The 17442-nt window shown below is 70.1% G+C and carries 14 protein-coding genes; 5 read left to right on the top strand and 9 right to left on the bottom strand.

Annotation, left to right across the window (positions count from 1 at the left end; all coding sequences use genetic code 11):
• Positions 1-71: 71 nt before the first annotated feature.
• Positions 72-680: a YceI family protein gene (locus AC07DS_RS32340; protein ID WP_479151056.1), complete on the bottom strand. Its 609-nt coding sequence runs from the start codon at positions 678-680 to the stop codon at positions 72-74.
• A 258-nt stretch (positions 681-938) separates the two neighbouring features.
• Here AC07DS_RS32340 and AC07DS_RS32335 point away from each other — a divergent pair, with 258 nt between their 5' ends.
• From AC07DS_RS32335 to AC07DS_RS32320, 4 genes are all read left to right on the top strand, one after another.
• The gene (locus AC07DS_RS32335; RefSeq protein ID WP_479151054.1) at positions 939-1436 is read left to right on the top strand and encodes a hypothetical protein; all 498 of its coding nucleotides are present in this window, start codon (positions 939-941) and stop codon (positions 1434-1436) included.
• Between the two features lie 21 nt (positions 1437-1457).
• A complete protein-coding gene (locus AC07DS_RS32330) occupies positions 1458-3794 on the top strand; it encodes a polysaccharide lyase 8 family protein (protein WP_479151277.1) in 2337 nt (778 codons plus the stop codon).
• 154 nt (positions 3795-3948) lie between these two features.
• Positions 3949-5544, top strand: coding sequence for an acyl-CoA carboxylase subunit beta (locus tag AC07DS_RS32325; RefSeq protein WP_145883485.1), 1596 nt, complete (start codon positions 3949-3951; stop codon positions 5542-5544).
• 57 nt (positions 5545-5601) lie between these two features.
• A complete protein-coding gene (locus tag AC07DS_RS32320) occupies positions 5602-5796 on the top strand; it encodes an acyl-CoA carboxylase subunit epsilon (protein WP_145883484.1) in 195 nt (64 codons plus the stop codon).
• A 183-nt stretch (positions 5797-5979) separates the two neighbouring features.
• Here the strand turns inward: AC07DS_RS32320 and AC07DS_RS32315 are convergent, their stop codons facing one another.
• The 8 genes from AC07DS_RS32315 to AC07DS_RS32280 form a co-directional block, all read right to left on the bottom strand.
• A complete protein-coding gene (locus tag AC07DS_RS32315; protein ID WP_026150693.1) occupies positions 5980-6561 on the bottom strand; it encodes a GTP-binding protein in 582 nt (193 codons plus the stop codon).
• On the bottom strand, positions 6542-7111 hold the full coding sequence (locus AC07DS_RS32310) for a DUF742 domain-containing protein (RefSeq protein ID WP_145883483.1): 570 nt from the start codon (positions 7109-7111) through the stop codon (positions 6542-6544). Before AC07DS_RS32310 ends, AC07DS_RS32315 begins: the two co-directional genes overlap by 20 nt.
• Before the next feature lie 96 nt (positions 7112-7207).
• Positions 7208-7621 carry a roadblock/LC7 domain-containing protein gene (locus AC07DS_RS32305; protein WP_003993185.1) on the bottom strand — a complete coding sequence of 138 codons (414 nt, stop codon included), beginning with the start codon at positions 7619-7621 and terminating at the stop codon, positions 7208-7210.
• Positions 7622-7631: 10 nt separating this feature from the next.
• Positions 7632-10898, bottom strand: coding sequence for a sensor histidine kinase (locus tag AC07DS_RS32300; RefSeq protein WP_479151051.1), 3267 nt, complete (start codon positions 10896-10898; stop codon positions 7632-7634).
• Between the two features lie 377 nt (positions 10899-11275).
• Entirely contained in the window at positions 11276-11851 is a 576-nt protein-coding gene (locus AC07DS_RS32295) for a GTP-binding protein (protein WP_361384147.1), read from the bottom strand.
• Positions 11832-12230, bottom strand: coding sequence for a DUF742 domain-containing protein (locus AC07DS_RS32290; protein WP_019058642.1), 399 nt, complete (start codon positions 12228-12230; stop codon positions 11832-11834). The genes AC07DS_RS32295 and AC07DS_RS32290 overlap by 20 nt, the downstream gene beginning before the upstream one ends.
• A gap of 111 nt (positions 12231-12341) precedes the next feature.
• The gene (locus tag AC07DS_RS32285) at positions 12342-12755 is read right to left on the bottom strand and encodes a roadblock/LC7 domain-containing protein (protein ID WP_003973453.1); all 414 of its coding nucleotides are present in this window, start codon (positions 12753-12755) and stop codon (positions 12342-12344) included.
• 9 nt (positions 12756-12764) lie between these two features.
• Entirely contained in the window at positions 12765-16487 is a 3723-nt protein-coding gene (locus tag AC07DS_RS32280) for a sensor histidine kinase (RefSeq protein ID WP_479151048.1), read from the bottom strand.
• Positions 16488-17056: 569 nt separating this feature from the next.
• On the opposite strand from AC07DS_RS32280, the gene AC07DS_RS32275 reads away from it, so the two are divergent.
• A complete protein-coding gene (locus AC07DS_RS32275) occupies positions 17057-17251 on the top strand; it encodes a hypothetical protein (RefSeq protein WP_479151046.1) in 195 nt (64 codons plus the stop codon).
• Positions 17252-17442 lie beyond the last annotated feature (191 nt).

Raw genomic sequence — 17442 nt, 5'->3', positions numbered from 1 at the left:
CATTTCGGGGGAGTGGAGGGCGGGCGCGCTCAGGGTGCGGAGGTCGCGGGGGCGGCTGAACCGCCGGAGGCTCACGCGTTCTTGATCGCCGAGATGTCGAAGTTCAGCTTGATCTTGTCGGAGACCAGGAAGCCGCCGGTCTCCAGCGCCGCGTTCCAGGTCAGGCCCCACTCGGAGCGCAGGATCTCGGTCTTGCCCTCGAAGCCGACGCGCTCGTTGCCGAACGGGTCCTTCGCGGCGCCGTTGAACTCCAGGTCGATGGCGATCGACTTGGTCACGCCGAGGATGGAGAGGTCGCCGGTGATGCGGTAGTCGTCGCCGCCCAGGGCCTCGGCCTTGGTGGAGCGGAAGGTCATCGTCGGGAACTCGTCGGTCTTGAAGAAGTCCGAGGACTTCAGGTGGCCGTCACGGTCGGCGTTGCCGGTCTCGACGCTCTCCATCCGGACGTCGATCGTGGCGGTGGACTTGGCAGGGTCCGCGCCGTCCAGGTGCAGCGTGCCCGTGAAGTCCTGGAAGCTGCCCTTGACGTTGGTGACCATCGCGTGGCGAGCCACGAAGCCGATCGTGGTGTGCGCGGGGTCCAGCGTGTAGTCACCGGTCAGCGCGGCCAGGTCGGGGCTGACCGTGGCGGGCGCCGAGGCGGCGGCGGGGGTGCTTTCCTTACGGCCGAAAATGCCCATGACGTGCTCCTTTGGGGACGGTCGCGGTCGGCGATGCCGAAGCCGCGGACTTTCTGTTTAACGTTCAACGAATCCAACGACTCTGACCGTAGACCTATTCCGTTCAGTTTTCAACATCATCCGCTACGTGTTTTCACGGTAACCGGGAGTCACCATGTGCGCCCTCTGGTGGACCCGCGCGGTGCTCGGGCACCATCGGCGTGCACCACCTGCACAGCCGCCCCACAGGAAGCACGGCCATCCGCAGGAAGGGTCCCCATGAAGGTCCGCTCCGTCCTGACCGCGCTCGCCCTCGTCGTCGCCCCCGGTGTCGCCGTCGTCGGCACCGCCACCGACGCCTTCGCCGTCACCAGGATCAGCCACGCGACCGCCACCCAGATGTTCCGTGACGTCGGCATCACCTGGTCCTCCTCGGGCAACTGCTCCGACCGCAACAACCCCACCTGTACGTCCTTCGAGCAGCTCAACCTCGCCACCGCGCAGGGTGCCCAGACCCTCAAGCGGGCCAGCGGCTGCGGCCTCAACATCACCGGCGGCACCGAGACCGGCCACGCCTCCGGCACCTACTCCCACTGGAACGGCTACAAGCTCGACTACGGCAAGAACACCTGCGTCACGTCGTACATCAAGGGCAAGTTCACCTACATCGGTCTGCGCGGGGACGGCGCCCCGCAGTACCAGTCCGGCTCCGGAAACATCTACGCCGACGAGGGCAGCCACTGGGACGTCCTCTACTACAACTGCGGCGGCTGCTGAGCAGGGGCGGTGACCACCGACATGGGTACGACCGGACCGACGCGGCGCGCCCTGCTGCTGGCCGCCGCCCTCGCCGCCGGCCTGGCGCCCCCGGCCCAGGCGGCACCCGCCGCCGATCCCTACGAAGCCCTTCGCCGCCGCTGGCTCGACATCGCCCTCGGCACCGGTTACGACCCGGCCGCCGAGCCGTACGCCTCCCGGCTCGCCCAACTCGGGGCACTGGCCCAGGACTTCCGGGGCGGCATGGCCCCTGCCCCGGGCTCCCTCTGGCCCGGCCACCCCTTCGACCCGCCCGCCGGCATCACCTTCAGCTACGGCCGGCTGTGGACCATGGCCCAGGCCTACGTCCAGCCCGGCACCGGCTCCACCGGCGACGACACCCTCCTCGCCGACGTGCTGCGCGGACTCGACCACCTCTCCGCCACCGTCTACAACCCGGCCACCACCCGCTACGGCAACTGGTGGGAATGGCAGATCGGCAGCCCCCGGCTCCTCATGGACCTCACGGCCGCCCTGTACGACCACCTCGGCGAGGCCCGGGTCGCGGCCGCCTGTGCCACCGTCGGCCACTTCGTCCCGGACACGACGCTCGGCGACTACTCCGGCACCTCCACCGGTGCCAACCGCGTCGACCTGTGCCGCTCCGTCGCCCTGCGTGGCATCCTCGGCCGGTCCGGCGACCGTGTCGCGCTCGCGCGGGACGCCCTCTCGCCGGTCTTCCCGTACGTCACCCGGGGCGACGGCCTCTACGTCGACGGCTCCTTCGTCCAGCACACCTGGGTCGCCTACTCCGGGACGTACGGCCAGGTGCTGCTCGACGGCCTGGGGCGGCTGTTCGCGCTGCTCGCCGGGTCGCCCTGGGAGGTCACCGACCCCGCCCGGCAGCATGTCCTGGACGGCGTCGAGCACGCCTACGCCCCGCTGATCCACGACGGGTTGGTGATGGACTGCGTCAACGGCCGTGCCATCAGCCGGGGTTATCTGCTCAGTGACGACCTGCACATCATGCGTAGTGACCATTTCCACGGCCAGGCCCTGATCGCGGCCATCACCCTGCTCGCGGGCGGCGCGAGCGAGGCGGAGCGGGAGCGGTGGCACGGCCGGATCAAGGGCTGGATCCAACGGGACACCGTCACCCCGATCCTGACGGCAGGCCAGTTCGAGGTGGCCGACCTCGCCCGGCTGCACGCGGTCGCCGACGCGGCCGTACCCGCGAGCCCGGAACCTGTCGGGCACCGGCTCTTTCCGGCCATGGACCGGGTCGTCCACCGCCGCCCCCGCTTCACCGCGGCACTCTCCATGGCCTCCGACCGCATCGCGCACTACGAGTGCGGCAACGGCGAGAACCCGCGCGGCTGGCACACCGGTGCCGGGATGCTCTCCTGGTGGCCGGCCGGGCGCGGAGACCGGTCCGATCGGGCCGACCAATACACAGACTGGTTCTGGCCGACAGTGGACTGGTACCGCCTGCCCGGCACGACCGTGTCGACCCGGCGCCTGGGCGACCGCGCCGGCGGCGAGTGGGGTGCCCCCAGACCGGACGTCCGCTGGGTCGGCGGCGTGACCGACGGCGAGTACGCGGCCGTCGGCCAGCACCTCAAGGGGCTCGGGTCGACGCTTCGGGCCCGCAAGTCCTGGTTCTTCCTCGACGCCGCCGTGGTCTGCCTGGGCGCCGGGATCACCTGCGCCGACGGCGTCCCCGTGGAGACGGTTGTCGACAACCGCAATCTCGGCGAGAACGGCACCCAGACCTTCGTGCGCGGCCCCGGCTGGGCCCACCTGGAGGGTCACGGCGGCTGGATCCTGCCCTGCGGCGGCGAGCTGCGCACCCTGCGCGAGGACCGCACCGGCTCCTGGTCCGACATCAACACCACCAGTACGGACGAGCGGCGCACCCGCCGCTGGCAGACCCTCTGGCTCGACCACGGCACCGACCCGGCCGACGCCACGTACGCCTACGTCCTGCTGCCGGGCGCCTCCCGCGACGAGGTCGCCGCCCGGGCCGCCGACCGTCACTGGCTGTGCGTCCTCGCCAATGACGCCCGCCGCCAGGCCGTGGCCGTGCCCGCGCTCGGACTGACCGCGGTGAACCTGTGGGAAGCCGGTACGGTGGGTGGTCTGACCGCCTCCGCGGGCGCGAGCGTGCTGGTCCGGCGCCGGGGTGGGACCGCTACCCTCTGTGTCAGCGAGCCGCCCCGCACGGGCGCTCCGCTGGAGATCGTCTGGGACCACCCCGTGCGCTCGGTCGTCCGGGCGGACGACACCGTGGAAATCCTCTCGACGGTCCCCCGTCCGAGGCTCCGTGTCACTCCAGGGATGGCATGCTCCACACACGAATGTGAGCTGGCTCTCAGGTGACACCTTTGTGGCTTCCCTACAACGCCGACGCCCCCTGAGCAGTCGGAACGGCTGCATGCCGCTCGGGTTCTGTTTGGTGGCACCAGGAAAACGGGCTGGAGACTGTACGGAGTCGACGGCTCGCTTTCCTTGGTGTCCTTCGTAAGGTCGCTACATGACCGTTTTGGAAGAGACGACGGGTGAGCCGACCGGCGAGCCGACGGACGCGCGCGGACGGGTCGCCGAGCTGCACGAGATCCGTGCGCAGGCCGTGGCAGGCCCCAGCGAGAAGGCGACCGAGGCGCAGCACGCCAAGGGCAAGCTGACGGCGCGGGAGCGCATCGAGCTGCTCCTGGACCCGGGGTCCTTCCAGGAGGTCGAGCAGCTGCGCCGGCACCGGGCGACCGGTTTCGGCCTGGAGGCGAAGAAGCCGTACACCGACGGTGTCATCACCGGCTGGGGCACGGTCGAGGGCCGCACGGTCTTCGTGTACGCCCATGACTTCCGGATCTTCGGCGGTGCGCTGGGCGAGGCCCACGCCACCAAGATCCACAAGATCATGGACATGGCCATCGCGGCCGGTGCGCCGCTGGTCTCCCTGAACGACGGCGCGGGCGCCCGTATCCAGGAGGGCGTCTCGGCCCTCGCGGGCTACGGCGGCATCTTCCAGCGCAACACGAAGGCCTCGGGTGTCATCCCGCAGATCTCCGTGATGCTGGGCCCGTGCGCGGGCGGCGCCGCCTACTCCCCGGCGCTGACGGACTTCGTGTTCATGGTCCGCGAGACCTCCCAGATGTTCATCACCGGCCCGGACGTGGTCAAGGCGGTGACGGGCGAGGAGATCACCCAGAACGGCCTGGGCGGCGCGGACGTGCACGCCGAGACGAGCGGTGTCTGCCACTTCGCGTACGACGACGAGGAGACCTGCATCGCCGAGGTGCGCTACCTCCTCTCGCTGCTCCCGCAGAACAACCGCGAGAACCCGCCGCGGGTGGAGTCCGGCGACCCGGTGGACCGCCGCAGCGACGTCCTGCTCGACCTGGTCCCGGCGGACGGCAACCGGCCGTACGACATGGCCAAGGTCATCGAGGAGATCGTCGACGACGGCGAGTACCTGGAGGTCCACGAGCGCTGGGCGCGGAACATCATCTGCGCGCTGGCCCGGCTGGACGGCCAGGTCGTCGGCATCATCGCCAACCAGCCCCAGGTCCTGGCCGGCGTCCTGGACATCGAGGCCAGCGAAAAAGCTGCGCGCTTTGTCCAGATGTGTGACGCTTTCAATGTCCCGATCGTGACCTTCCTGGACGTACCGGGGTTCCTGCCCGGTGTCGACCAGGAGCACGGCGGAATCATCCGCCACGGCGCGAAGCTGCTGTACGCCTACTGCAACGCGACCGTGCCGAGGATTTCGCTCATCCTGCGCAAGGCGTACGGAGGTGCATACATCGTCATGGACTCCCAGTCGATCGGCGCCGACCTCACCTACGCCTGGCCCACCAACGAGATCGCCGTGATGGGCGCGGAGGGCGCGGCCAACGTCATCTTCCGCCGTCAGATCGCCGATGCCGAGGACCCCGAGGCCATGCGGCAGAAGATGGTCAAGGAGTACAAGGCCGAGCTGATGCACCCGTACTACGCGGCCGAGCGCGGCCTCGTGGACGACGTCATCGACCCCGCCGAGACCCGCGAGGTCCTGGTCAAGTCCCTGGCGATGCTGCAGTCCAAGCACGCCGACCTGCCCTCCCGCAAGCACGGCAACCCCCCGCAGTAACCGAGCGGACCCGTCGCGGCAACCCCGCGGACCTCTCTCTCACGGAGACTGACATCCATGAACACGCCTGACATCCGCGTCGAGAAGGGCCACGCCGAGCCCGAGGAAGTCGCCGCCATCACGGCCGTCCTCCTGGCCCGTGCGGCCGCCCAGCCGGCGGCTTCGTCCCAGACCCACCGAGGCCGTGCGAAGGCCGGCTGGCGCCGCCTGGAGCGCGAGCCCGGCTTCCGGGCGCCGCACAGCTGGCACTGAGTTTCTGCGCGTGGCCTGGGCCCCGCCTCTCCTCCGGGAGGGCGGGGCCCAGGTGCGTTCCGGACACACCGGTGCGCCCGGCCCGCACAGGGCAGTACGCACAGGCAAGTACGCACACGACAAAGGCCCCTGTCCCTCGCGAGGAGGAACAGGGGCCGAAGTCTGTGGTGCCGAGCGGCAGTCCTAGCGAAGGCGCGCCATGAGCGCGTGCTCCACCAGGGTGATCAGCGCCGACTTGGCGTCCGCGCGGTGGCGGGCGTCCGTCGTGATGATCGGGGTGTCGGGGCCGATCTGCAGGGCCTCGCGCACCTCGTCCGGGTTGTACGGCTGGCTGCCGTCGAATCCGTTGAGCGCGACGACGAACGGCAGACCGCTGTTCTCGAAGTAGTCGACCGCGGGGAAGCAGTCGGCGAGGCGGCGGGTGTCGACCAGGACGATCGCGCCGATGGCGCCGCGCACCAGGTCGTCCCACATGAACCAGAAGCGGTCCTGACCGGGCGTACCGAAGAGGTACAGGATCAGGTCCTGGTCCAGGGTGATACGGCCGAAGTCCATGGCCACCGTGGTGGTGGTCTTGTCTCCGGTGTGGGTGAGGTCGTCGATGCCTGCCGAAGCGGACGTCATGACGGCCTCTGTGCGCAGCGGGTTGATCTCCGAGACGGCGCCGACGAACGTGGTCTTGCCCACGCCGAAGCCGCCCGCCACCACAATCTTCGCGGAGGTGGTGGAGCGGGAAGGACCGCCGCTAGAGCTTGCGAAGTCCACTGAGCACCCTTTCGAGCAGTGTCACGTCTGGCTGGCCACCGGCGTTCTCGTCGCCGCCGGGCTGATGGATGGCGACCAGGCCCGCTTCCGCCAAGTCGGCGACGAGGATCCTGGCCACGCCGAGGGGAATCGACAGCAGGGCCGAGACCTCGGCCACCGACTTGATCTCCCGGCACAGGTTGCAGATCCGCTGATGCTCGGGCAGCTGGCCCTGCATCTGGTGCGGCTGCGCGGTGGTGTGCACCAGTGCCTCGATGGCGAGCTGGTAGCGCGGGCGGGTCCGGCCGCCGGTCATGGCGTACGGACGCACCAGGGGGTTGTTGGAAGCCGAGGCCGGCGCCGGCTCGGGGCGGCGCTGGGGCTGTACCGGCTGGATGCGCGGGGCCGGGGGCTGGTCGTACGGCGACGGACCGGGGCCCTGCGGCGCGTACGGCTGCCGGTGGCTCGGGGCGGAGGGGAAGTTGTACCGGTTCGCGGAACCGTCGCCCTGGCCCTGGGCAGGACCGTACGACCAGTTGCCGTTATTCGAACCGCCTGGGGGTGTTGCCACTTTCTCTCCTCCTCCGACCGTGCCGGGCACCCATCCCTGTGGAGCCGCGTCCCGAAACCTTACGGCCCCGGGACGCGTATACGCACCGTTCGTCTGTTAGTTGAGAAGGCTTCCCTGGAGTTCTGCACGCAGATCCGGGGTGAGGACCGTGCCCGCGCGGTCCACCAGAAGGGCCATCTCGTACCCGATGAGGCCGATGTCCGCCTCCGGGTGGGCCAGAACCGCAAGTGACGAACCGTCGGATACGGACATGATGAACAGGAATCCCCGCTCCATCTCCACAACCGTCTGGTTCACTGCGCCCCCTTCGAAGATCCGGGAGGCGCCTGCCGTCAGGGACGTCAGACCGGAGGCGACGGCCGCGAGCTGGTCGGCGCGGTCGCGGGGGAAGCCTTCGGACATCGCCAGAAGGAGTCCGTCGGCGGAGACCACCACCGTGTGGGACACCCCCGGGGTGTTGTCCACGAAGTTGGTGATCAACCAGTTCAGGTTCTGTGCCGCCTGGCTCATCGGGCTCACACTAACGCTCCTGGTTGTAGGTGCTGTCAGGACCGAAGCCCTGGCCGTTCGTTTCACTGCCTGCGTTGCGTCCGCGCTGGACGCCCCTACGCAGGTTGCTCAGCCTGCCCCGGACGTCCTCCGGGGCGCGGGAGACCTGTGGGCCTCCCTGAGGGGTGCTCTCGGCGGTGCCCTCGACCAGGTTGGCCTTGGGTACCCGCCGCGGCAGACCGGAGGAGGTGACCCCGCCCGCCTTGGGCTTCCGGAGCTGTGAGGCCTGCTGCCAGCGCTCGTCGTTCGCCGAACGCCAGCCGCTGTCGCCGCTCTGCCCCGGGGAGTTGCCCGGTGCGGGAGCCGGCGCTTCCTGCTGCACGCGTGCCGTGCCGCCTGCGGCGCTCGAACCGTTGGAGCCGCTCGGGACGGATCCGCGGCGGGGCAGCCCGGCGTCGGTCAGCGAGTGGGAGGCGGGAGTGGCCGGTCCCGGACGGTCGAAGCCTACGCGGTTCCGCTCATCTGCGTCACCGGCCTGCGCGGATTCCGTTTCCGGAGCGTACTGGGCCTGATAGCCGTTCTGGTAACCGTCCTGCTGCGGCCAGTCGTCCTGGTAGGACTGGCTCTCGTAGGAGCCGAACCCGTCGGAGGCGGAGGCGTGCGCGGGCGCGTGCTCGTCCTGAGCGGGCTCCGAATACGCGGGCTCGGGGTAGCCGCCGCCGTTCTGGGCGAAGCCGTCGCGCTGCGGCAGACCGCCGTTCGGCGCGTAGTACTGCTCGTCGTACGGCTTCTCGTACGAGGTGTGCTGCTGCTCCTCGTACGTCTGCTCCTGGTACGGCTGCTGCGGCTGCTCCGGGTACGACGTCTGCTCGGTGTAACCCGTGCTGCTGCCGTCGAAGCCCTGCTGCGCGTCGAACCCGTCCCGGTACGCGGACTGCTCGGCTGTCTCCTGCGGCTGTTCGTTCTGGGCTTCCAGGGCCGCCCGGCGCCCCTCACGCATCAGGGAGCGGCCGACGGGGTCGAGACCGCGGATGTCGTCGGGGACCTCGGTGTAGGCGCTGTCGTCGAAGCCCAGCTCGGCGGCGGTGCGCATGGGCGCCACCTGGCCGAAGCTCTCACCCTGGAAGTTCTGCTCCGGGATGATCTGGGAGACCGTGAACTCCTCGCGGTCCAGCGGCGTCTCGCCGCCACCACCGTGCGTGATCGCGTCCGGCAGCATGACCAGGGAGGTGGTACCCGCCTGCTCGCCCGAGGGGCGCAGCTGGACGCGGATGCCGTGCCGGTCGGACAGCCGGCCGACCACGAAGAGGCCCATGCGCTGGGAGATCGCGGCGTCCACGGTCGGCGGGTTGGCCAGCTTGTGGTTGATGTCCGCGAAGTCCTCGGCGGTGAGGCCGATGCCCTTGTCGTGGATCTCGATCATCACGCGGCCGTCGGGGAGACGGGTCGCGGTGACGCGGACCTTGGTCTGCGGGGAGGAGAACGTCGTGGCGTTCTCCAGCAGCTCGGCGAGCAGGTGCACGAGGTCGGTCACGGCACGGCCGTGGATCTCGGCCTCCGGGACACCGGACAGCTCGATGCGCTCGTACTGCTCCACCTCGGAGGAGGCGGCGCGCAGGACGTCGACCAGCGGGACCGGCTGGTCCCAGCGGCGGCCCGGCTCCTCGCCGGCGAGGACCAGGAGGTTCTCGCCGTTGCGGCGCATGCGGGTCGCGAGGTGGTCCAGGCGGAAGAGGTTCTCCAGCTGGTCCGGGTCGGCCTCGTTGTTCTCCAGGTCGGTGATCAGGGTCAGCTGGCCCTCGATCAGCGACTGGTTGCGGCGCGACAGGTTGGTGAAGATCGCGTTGATGTTGCCCCGCAGCAGGGCCTGCTCGGCGGCGAGCCGGACGGCCTCGCGGTGGACCTGGTCGAAGGCCCGGGCGACCTCGCCGATCTCGTCCGTCGAGTTGATCGGGATCGGAGCGACACGGGTGTCGACGCGGCCGGGGTCGGTGCGCGAGAGCTGGTCGACCAGCATCGGCAGGCGCTGCTCGGCGATGCCGAAGGCGGCGTTGCGCAGCTGGCGCATCGAGCGGCTCATCTGGCGGGCGACGGTACCGGCCAGGATGAACGCGAGGAGCAGGGCGATGACGACCACGGCACCGGTGATGATCGCGGAGGTCTTGGCGTCGTCGGCGATGCTCGACGCCTCGCTCACGGCCTTGTCGGCCATGTCCGACTCGATCGTGCGGTAGGCGTTGAACTTGAGGGTGTTGACCGCCCACCAGTTCTCCGCGCTGATGCCGTGCAGAGCGAGCTGCTGGCGCGCGGCGGGAGCCGTGGTGTCCAGCTGGGCGAGCGCCCCGATCATCTTCGTCGATTCCGGCGGGGGCACGTAGTTCGGGTTCTTGGCCTTGGCCTGCTGGGCCATGGCCGCGGCCTTGGTCTGGATGTCCTTCTTCAGCTGGTCGAGCTTGTCCGCGTCGGCCTGGGTGCCACCGCCCTCGTACTCCTCGACGGCGATGCCCTCGAGGTAGGCGTACGAGGACAGGGCCACACGCTGGCTCGCCAGGTTCGGGGCGTCCGGACCCGGCTTCTCCAGGATGTGCATGCCGATGGAGCGCTCCAGCGACAGCGCCGCCTTGGTGAGCGAGATGGCGTAGACGGTACGGCCGTAGGAGGTGATGTTTCCGGTGCCGAGACCCAGCTCGTTGGCGAACTCCATGAGCGGGTGGGCGACCTTGACGTAGCCCTCCTCGGTCTGCACACCGGTGAACTTGGAGGTGTACGCACCGGCGCGCAGCGTCTGCAGGAAGGGCTCGGCCTGGCGGAACAGCGTCAGCCGGCGCTTGAGGCCGGACTTGTCCGGCATGTTCTGCGCCGCGTCGGTGAAGGCCTGGGCGGCGCGGTCCGTGGCGGCGCGGGCCTGCTTGACGGTGAGCTTGTCCTCGGGTGTCTGGCTCTTGCCCTTCAGCAGGGGCGTGGCCGTGATGTCCCGCTCGTTGTAGAGGGCGTCGGCGTAGGACAGCGAGGCCCGGACCAGACGGGCGGTGTTCTCCGCGTCCTGAGCGTCCTGCCAGGTGTCGATCGAGCTCTTCACCTGGAAGCCGCCCATGACGAGACCCACCGCCACGGGTATGAGCAGAATCGCGTTCAGCCTGGTCGGCACGCGCCAGTTGCGCGGGGAGAAGCGGCCGCCGCTCTTCGCGGGAGTGGCCGCCGGCTCCGAGCCGGGCACAGGGGTGGGCGCCGCAGCGCGCGGCGGCGGGGTGAAGTTGCCCCGCGCCGACGGCTCGGGACCGTTCTTGCTTCGCCTCACTCGACCAACAACCTCTCGGCGGTCGGCACCTTCGTCGTGCCGCAGTCTCTCAGAGCCCCGTTCGTCATCGACCACTAGGTACGTCTTTGACTATTGGGCAGTTCAGGCATTCCAGCACGTCGACCAGCGCACTTCCAAACAGTGGAAACCCCCGAACGGTGCGCTTGTAAGCCCCAGATAAAACGGTCATAAAGAACGAGCCCCGCCAAAAGGCGGGGCCTTTGTGAGCGCAGCGGTACCGCTCGACCGCGTCGCGTGGTGATGCCGGGGGATTCCTCTGCCGAACTGTTATGAACAGCGGAGCCGACCGTGTCAAAGGCCACAGTCGGCTCCGATTGCTTTACGGCAACTGCCGTACGGCACGTTGCATTTGGGTGCTACCGCAGGCGCGCCATCAGGGCGTGCTCCACGAGCGTGATCAGCGCACTCTTGGCGTCCGCGCGGTGGCGGGCGTCGGTCGTGATGATCGGCGCGTCCGGCCCGATCTGCAGGGCTTCCCGCACCTCGTCGGGCGTGTACGGCTGATGGCCGTCGAAGCCGTTGAGGGCGATGACGAACGGCAGACCGCTGTTCTCGAAGTAGTCCACGGCCGGGAAGCAGTCCGCGAGGCGCCGGGTGTCCACGAGCACCACCGCGCCGATGGCGCCGCGCACCAGGTCGTCCCACATGAACCAGAAGCGGTCCTGACCGGGCGTACCGAAGAGGTACAGGATCAGGTCCTGGTCCAGGGTGATACGGCCGAAGTCCATGGCCACCGTGGTGGTGGTCTTGTCCCCGGTGTGGGTCAGGTCGTCGATGCCCGCCGAAGCGGACGTCATGACGGCCTCCGTGCGCAGCGGGTTGATCTCCGAGACGGCGCCGACGAACGTGGTCTTGCCCACGCCGAAGCCGCCCGCCACCACGATCTTCGCCGAGGTGGTGGCCCGGCCCGTGTCAGAGCTTGCGAAGTCCACTGAGCACCCTTTCGAGCAGCGTCACGTCCGGAGCGCCGCCGTTGTTCTCGTCGCCACCCGGCTGGTGAATGGCGACCAGGCCGGCCTCGGCGAGGTCGGCCACCAGGATCCGGGCCACGCCGAGCGGCATGGCCAGCAGCGCCGACACCTCCGCGACCGACTTGACCTCACGGCACAGGTGGCAGATGCGCTGGTGCTCCGGGAGCAGCCCCATGAGCGCTGCCGGGTCGGCCGTGGTGCTGATCAGCGCCTCGATGGCGAGCTGGTAGCGCGGCCGGGTCCGGCCGCCGGTCATCGCGTACGGACGTACCAGCGGCTGGTCGCCCTCATCCCCGTACGGCTCCGCGTACGGATCATGAGAGGCGGTGGGCGGGGTCATGAATCCTCCGGGCGGGACAGCAAGTCGGTCAGTCAAGCCGTCTTATGGGGCCGGTGGGGGGATTGTGACGGCCGGACGGTGTTTTCGTGAGGTGGGTGGTGCCGGGGCGGGTCAGTGGAGCAGACTGCCCTGAAGTTCGGCGCGCAGATCCGGGGTGAGTACCGCACCCGCGCGGTCGACGAGCAGTGCCATCTCGTAGCCGACAAGGCCGATGTCGCACTCCGGGTGGGCCAGGACCGCGAGGGACGACCCGTCCGAGACCGACATCAGGAAGAGGAAACCGCGCTCCATCTCGACGACCGTCTGTGCCACGTTGCCGCCCTCGAAGATCCGGGACGCCCCGGCCGTGAGGGAGGTCAACCCGGAGGCGACGGCCGCGAGCTGGTCGGCGCGGTCCCGCGGGAAACCTTCGGACATCGCCAGCAGAAGGCCGTCGGCGGAGACCACCACCGTGTGCGACACCCCGGGGGTGTTGTCCACGAAGTTGGTGATCAACCAGTTCAGGTTCTGTGCCGCCTGGCTCATCGGACTCAACTAACGCTCCTGCTGGTGAGTGGGGTTCGGGTAGCTGCCGGTCTGGCCGTTGCCGACCTGACGACCCTGTGCGATACCCCGACGGAGATTGGTCAGCCGGCCGCGTACGTCGTCAGGCGCACGCGAGACCTGCGGACCGGCTTGGTGCTGTTGCTGCTGAGCCGTGCCCGGGACGAGGTTCGCCCGGGGCACCCGGCGCGGCAGGCCGGAGGTGGTGATGCCACCCGCCGCGGGCTGCCGGACGCGCTCCGCCTGCCGAACGAGTTCGTCGTTGGGCGAGGTGCGCCAGGAGCCGGTGGCGGGAGAGCGCTGCGGAGCGGGCGCGGGCGCCTGCTGCTGCGTTGCCGGGGACGGAGCCGGGGGATTCTCCGGCTGCCGCTCCGGCTGGGTGCCGTGGAACCAGTTGGTTTCCAGCGTGTCGTACAGCGGGGTACGGCCGTCGACCGGACCGGTGGCCGGCGGCAGCGCCTCCGGCTCACGGCGGGCCGGACGCTGCTGCGGGGCCGGCGGGCGCGAGGCGCCTCGGTTGCCCTGCTGGGGCTGCTCGAACTGGCCGGTGCTCGCCGGGCTCTGGCCCGGACGGCCGGGCAGCGCGTGCTGGCCGGTGGAGCCGGCGTCGTAGGCCTGCGGGGCCGCGAACTGGCCGGTGCTCTGCGGGTCCTGCTGCCCGGCCGCCGACGTGCCGTACACATCGGGGCGGACGAACCCGTTGCCGTCCTGCTGGCCGTACTGGCCGTTGCCCTGCTGGCCGTACTGGCCATTGCCCTGCTGCCCGTACTGGCCATTGCCCTGCTGGGTGCCGGGACGCTGGAACTGGCCCGTCGAGCTGCTCGTGCCGTTCAGGTCCGGGCGCGGGAACTGGCCCGTGGCGGCCGGTCCCTGAGCGTCGATGCGGGGTATCTCGGCGGTCGCGCCCGGGCCCTGCCGGTCGTCGACGCGCGGCATGCGCGAGGTCTGCGCCGGGTCCTGCTCGTCATGGCCGCGCGGGGTGTCCAGCGAGGCGCGTGACAGCGGGGCCTGGGCGTTGTCGCTCCAGTCCTGGGTGCGCGAGGGCGGGTTGCTGCCGGGCAGTTCGGCCCGTTGACCGCCGCGCGGCGGCAGCTGCGGCTGACGGCCCTGGTCGGCAGCGCCCGCGCCACCGCGCGGCTGCGCCGGACCACGACCGCCGAAGGCGTCCTGCTGCGATCCGCCGAGGCCACCGGACTGCAGGCCCTGCGTGGCACCCGGACCGCCGAAGCCGCCCGCACCCGCACCGGCCGGCGCTTGCCGGCCCTGCTGCGGGGCGCCCGGACCCTGCGGACCACGCGCACCACCCGGCGCACCGGGACGGCCGCCCTGGCCGGTGCCGGGCAACGCGGCCCGGGGACCCTGGGCGGAGCCGACCTGGCCACGCGGGGACGGACCGGCGCCGAGGAGGCCGCCGCCGGACGGGGCACCACCGAGGGCACCGCCCGAGCCGTTGCCGCCGTTGTTGCGGCGGGCGGCGGCAGCGCCGGCCGCGGCCTGCGCGGCGGCCGGACCACCGGTCGACGCGGGGGCGCCGGGCTTGCCCGTGGGCTTCTTGCCGCCCTGGGCGACGTCGACGGGCAGCATGACCAGCGCGGTCGTACCACCGGAGTCGGAGGGGCGCAGCTGGATGCGGATGCCGTGGCGCTGGGACAGCCGGCCGACCACGAACAGACCCATGCGGCGGGACACCGAGACGTCCACGGTGGGCGGCGAGGCGAGCCGCTCGTTGATCGCCGCGAGGTCCTCGGGGGAGAGGCCGATACCGGTGTCGTGGATCTCGATCAGCACCCGGCCGTCGGGCAGGGCGTGACCGGTGACCTTGACCTTGGTCTGCGGCGAGGAGAAGGAGGTGGCGTTCTCGAGCAGCTCGGCGAGGAGGTGCACGAGGTCGTTGACGACGCGGCCGGCGACCTCGGTGGTCGGGACCGCGGCCAGCTCGATGCGCTCGTACTGCTCCACCTCGGACGCGGCGGCACGGAGCACGTCGACCAGCGGGACCGGGCGGGTCCAGCGGCGGCCGGGCTCTTCACCGGCGAGAACGAGGAGGTTTTCACCGTTACGGCGCATACGCGTCGCGAGGTGGTCGAGCTTGAAGAGGGAGGACAGCTGGTCCGGGTCGGCCTCGCGGGACTCCAGTTCGGAGATGAGCGAGAGCTGACGCTGGATGAGGCCCTGGGAGCGGCGCGAGAGGTTGGTGAACATCGCGTTGACGTTGCCCCGCAGAAGGGCCTGCTCGGCGGCGAGGCGGACCGCCTCGCGGTGCACGTCGTCGAAGGCCGCGGCCACCTGGCCGATCTCGTCCCGGGAGTGCACACCGACCGACTCCACGGACGTGTCGACGTCCTGCGGGTCGGACTCGGACAGCTGCTTGACCAGCTCGGGCAGGCGGTCCTGGGCGACCTTGGTGGCGGTCTCCTGCAGCCGGCGCAGCGAGCGGATCATGGAGCGGGCCACGACGAAGGCGCCGACGAGCGAGATGCCGAGGACGATCAGGATCAGCGCACCGGAGATGATCGCGTCGCGCTCGGAGGCGCTGCGCAGCTCGCGGGCCTTCTGCTCCATGTCCTCGAGCAGCGTGTGCTCGATCTTCTTCATCTGGTCGATCTTGGTGGTGCTGTCGTCCACCCAGTCGCGGTACGAGCGGGGCGGCAGACCGTCCAGGCCGGTGGGGGACTCGAAGGTCCGCTTGGCGTAGAGGTCGGCGCCCTGGATCGTCGGGTTGTTCTCCTCGATCGGCTTCAGCAGCTCGTCCGGGTTCTGGCTGCTGTAGATCTTCCGGAAGATCGCGATCTCGGAGTTCTCGCTCTCGTACGCCGACTGGCCGTAGAGGCGGTCGTTCGAGGAGAGCGTTCCCTTGGTGTTGCCGCTGGTGGTCAGCGCCGCGGCGATGACGGCACGCTGCATGGAGGCGTACTCCTTGGCGCTGGAGAAGGCCGCCAGGGCGCGGGTGCGCGTGATCATCTCGGGGTTGCTGGACGCCTCGGCCATGGCCTGGGAGAGGTCGACCAGCTGGGTGATGAGCCGGTGGTACGACTCGACGGTCTGCGTCGAGTTGCCCTTCGCCTGGTAGGCGGAACGGCGGATCTTGGCCAGGTCGTCCAGCTGGTTGGCGAGGCTCACCAGGGTGTCGCGGACGCCCTGGAGGTTGCCGCTCTTGCTCGCCCCGTCGATCTCCTCGGAGGCGTTGAGGAAGTTCTCGCGGGCCCGGTCGGTCTTGTCCTGGTAGCCCTTGATCTGGTAGTCGGTCGACTTCAGGCCGTGGGACAGGGGACCGGCCGACTGGTCGCGCTCGTCCTGGAGCGCCTGGGCCAGCTCCGTGGCTTGCTTGGTCATCTCCGTCAGCAGCTTCATGTTGTCGAGCTGCTGGATGTCGGTGATGTTCTGGTCGATGCGCAGTGCACCCAGCGAGGTGGCTGCCACCACGGGGAGCGCGAGCAGCGAGACCAGACGCGTGGAGATGCGCCAGTTGCGCAGGGCCACGCGCGAACCGGGGCCCGTCGGCCCCTGGGTGGACTTCACGGTCGGGGTGGGGTTCCCGGTCTTCGTGGGGCCCGCCGAGGAGGACGCGCCGGGGCGCCCGGGGCGCTCACCGCTGTCTCCGGACGGGGCCGGGCCCGGGATCTGGGCGTGCTGGGGCGTGGAGCCGCGGTCGGTCCTGCCGTGCGCCTCCGGCTCCGCCGAAGCGCTGCCATCCCTCTTGAAACGTCCCTGCACTAGCGTCGCAACCTCTGGACCAGGCACCCCTCCGCTTGAACGGAAGGACACGGTGTCGGCGTATTGGAGAACGCCCTGAATGCGCTCTCCGAGTGGTCTGAAGTGACCGGCGCAGGTTCCCCCCTATCTGGCCGCCACTCGGCGCTGCGTTGCGCCCCTGCGCGCCGGCTCGATCCCGCGGCGGTCCGTGGAATTCCAGCACAGTGCCGGATCTCCAACAAGAGCCGTGTCCCGAGCTGTGACCTACGTGACGGGTTGTGAGGCCTGAGTTACCAGCTGTGGAGAATGATCCAGGTCAAAGCAGGCGTATGCATGCGAGTCGCCCCCTGGTGTCACGTGTCCCAGTCGCCATGATCAGGAGCGGAATGACGGCTTCAGGGGGGCAATGTCCGTTTCGATGGGGCGAGTTGTCGGCCGGAATTGACCGGTTTGCCCCTGGATTCGTGAGCAAACTCACATGCGGATCATGGGGAGTTCATGTCTGAGGCGGGGAATCGCATGTTTAGCCTGGCGCTTTACATGACAGGCGACTCTGCCAACTCCGACACGAGGCCACAGGACGTACAACGGTGAAGACGACGATGATGTTCCGCAACATAGCCAACCCGCGGCGCACGACTCTGGCGCACCTCGAGGACGCCGACGAACTGCAGACGCCCGAGCTGCCGGAGCACACCGTCGACCTCCCGGCCCAGACGGCGAACCCGAGGCGCACGGTTCTCATGGAGATCCCGGTGACCGCGGGGGTCGCGGCCGGCGAGTAGCCGAGCGGGCACCGCACACGCACATCGAGCGCGGGGGGGGGGGGGGGGGGGGGCGGGGGGGCGGTGGGGGGGGGGGGGGGGGGGGGGGGGGGGGGGGGTGGGGGCGTGGCGGGGGGGGGGGTGGGGGGGGGGGCGTTTTCTGGCTGCCCCCGGAGGGTGATTGGGGACGCAAACGGAGTGCGGCATGGTTG

The sequence above is a fragment of the Streptomyces sp. NPDC044064 genome (assembly GCF_056434245.1).
The sequence above is the reverse complement of the archived record's forward strand: the minus strand, read 5'-3'. Positions and strand labels throughout refer to the sequence as shown.

Coding starts and splice junctions, on each gene's coding strand:
- AC07DS_RS32340 (WP_479151056.1), bottom strand. CDS start 680: ATGGGCATTTTCGGCCGTAAGGAAAGCACCCCCGCCGCCGCCTCGGCG.
- AC07DS_RS32335 (WP_479151054.1), top strand. CDS start 939: ATGAAGGTCCGCTCCGTCCTGACCGCGCTCGCCCTCGTCGTCGCCCCC.
- AC07DS_RS32330 (WP_479151277.1), top strand. CDS start 1,458: ATGGGTACGACCGGACCGACGCGGCGCGCCCTGCTGCTGGCCGCCGCC.
- AC07DS_RS32325 (WP_145883485.1), top strand. CDS start 3,949: ATGACCGTTTTGGAAGAGACGACGGGTGAGCCGACCGGCGAGCCGACG.
- AC07DS_RS32320 (WP_145883484.1), top strand. CDS start 5,602: ATGAACACGCCTGACATCCGCGTCGAGAAGGGCCACGCCGAGCCCGAG.
- AC07DS_RS32305 (WP_003993185.1), bottom strand. CDS start 7,621: ATGAGCCAGGCGGCACAGAACCTGAACTGGTTGATCACCAACTTCGTG.
- AC07DS_RS32290 (WP_019058642.1), bottom strand. CDS start 12,230: ATGACCCCGCCCACCGCCTCTCATGATCCGTACGCGGAGCCGTACGGG.
- AC07DS_RS32285 (WP_003973453.1), bottom strand. CDS start 12,755: ATGAGCCAGGCGGCACAGAACCTGAACTGGTTGATCACCAACTTCGTG.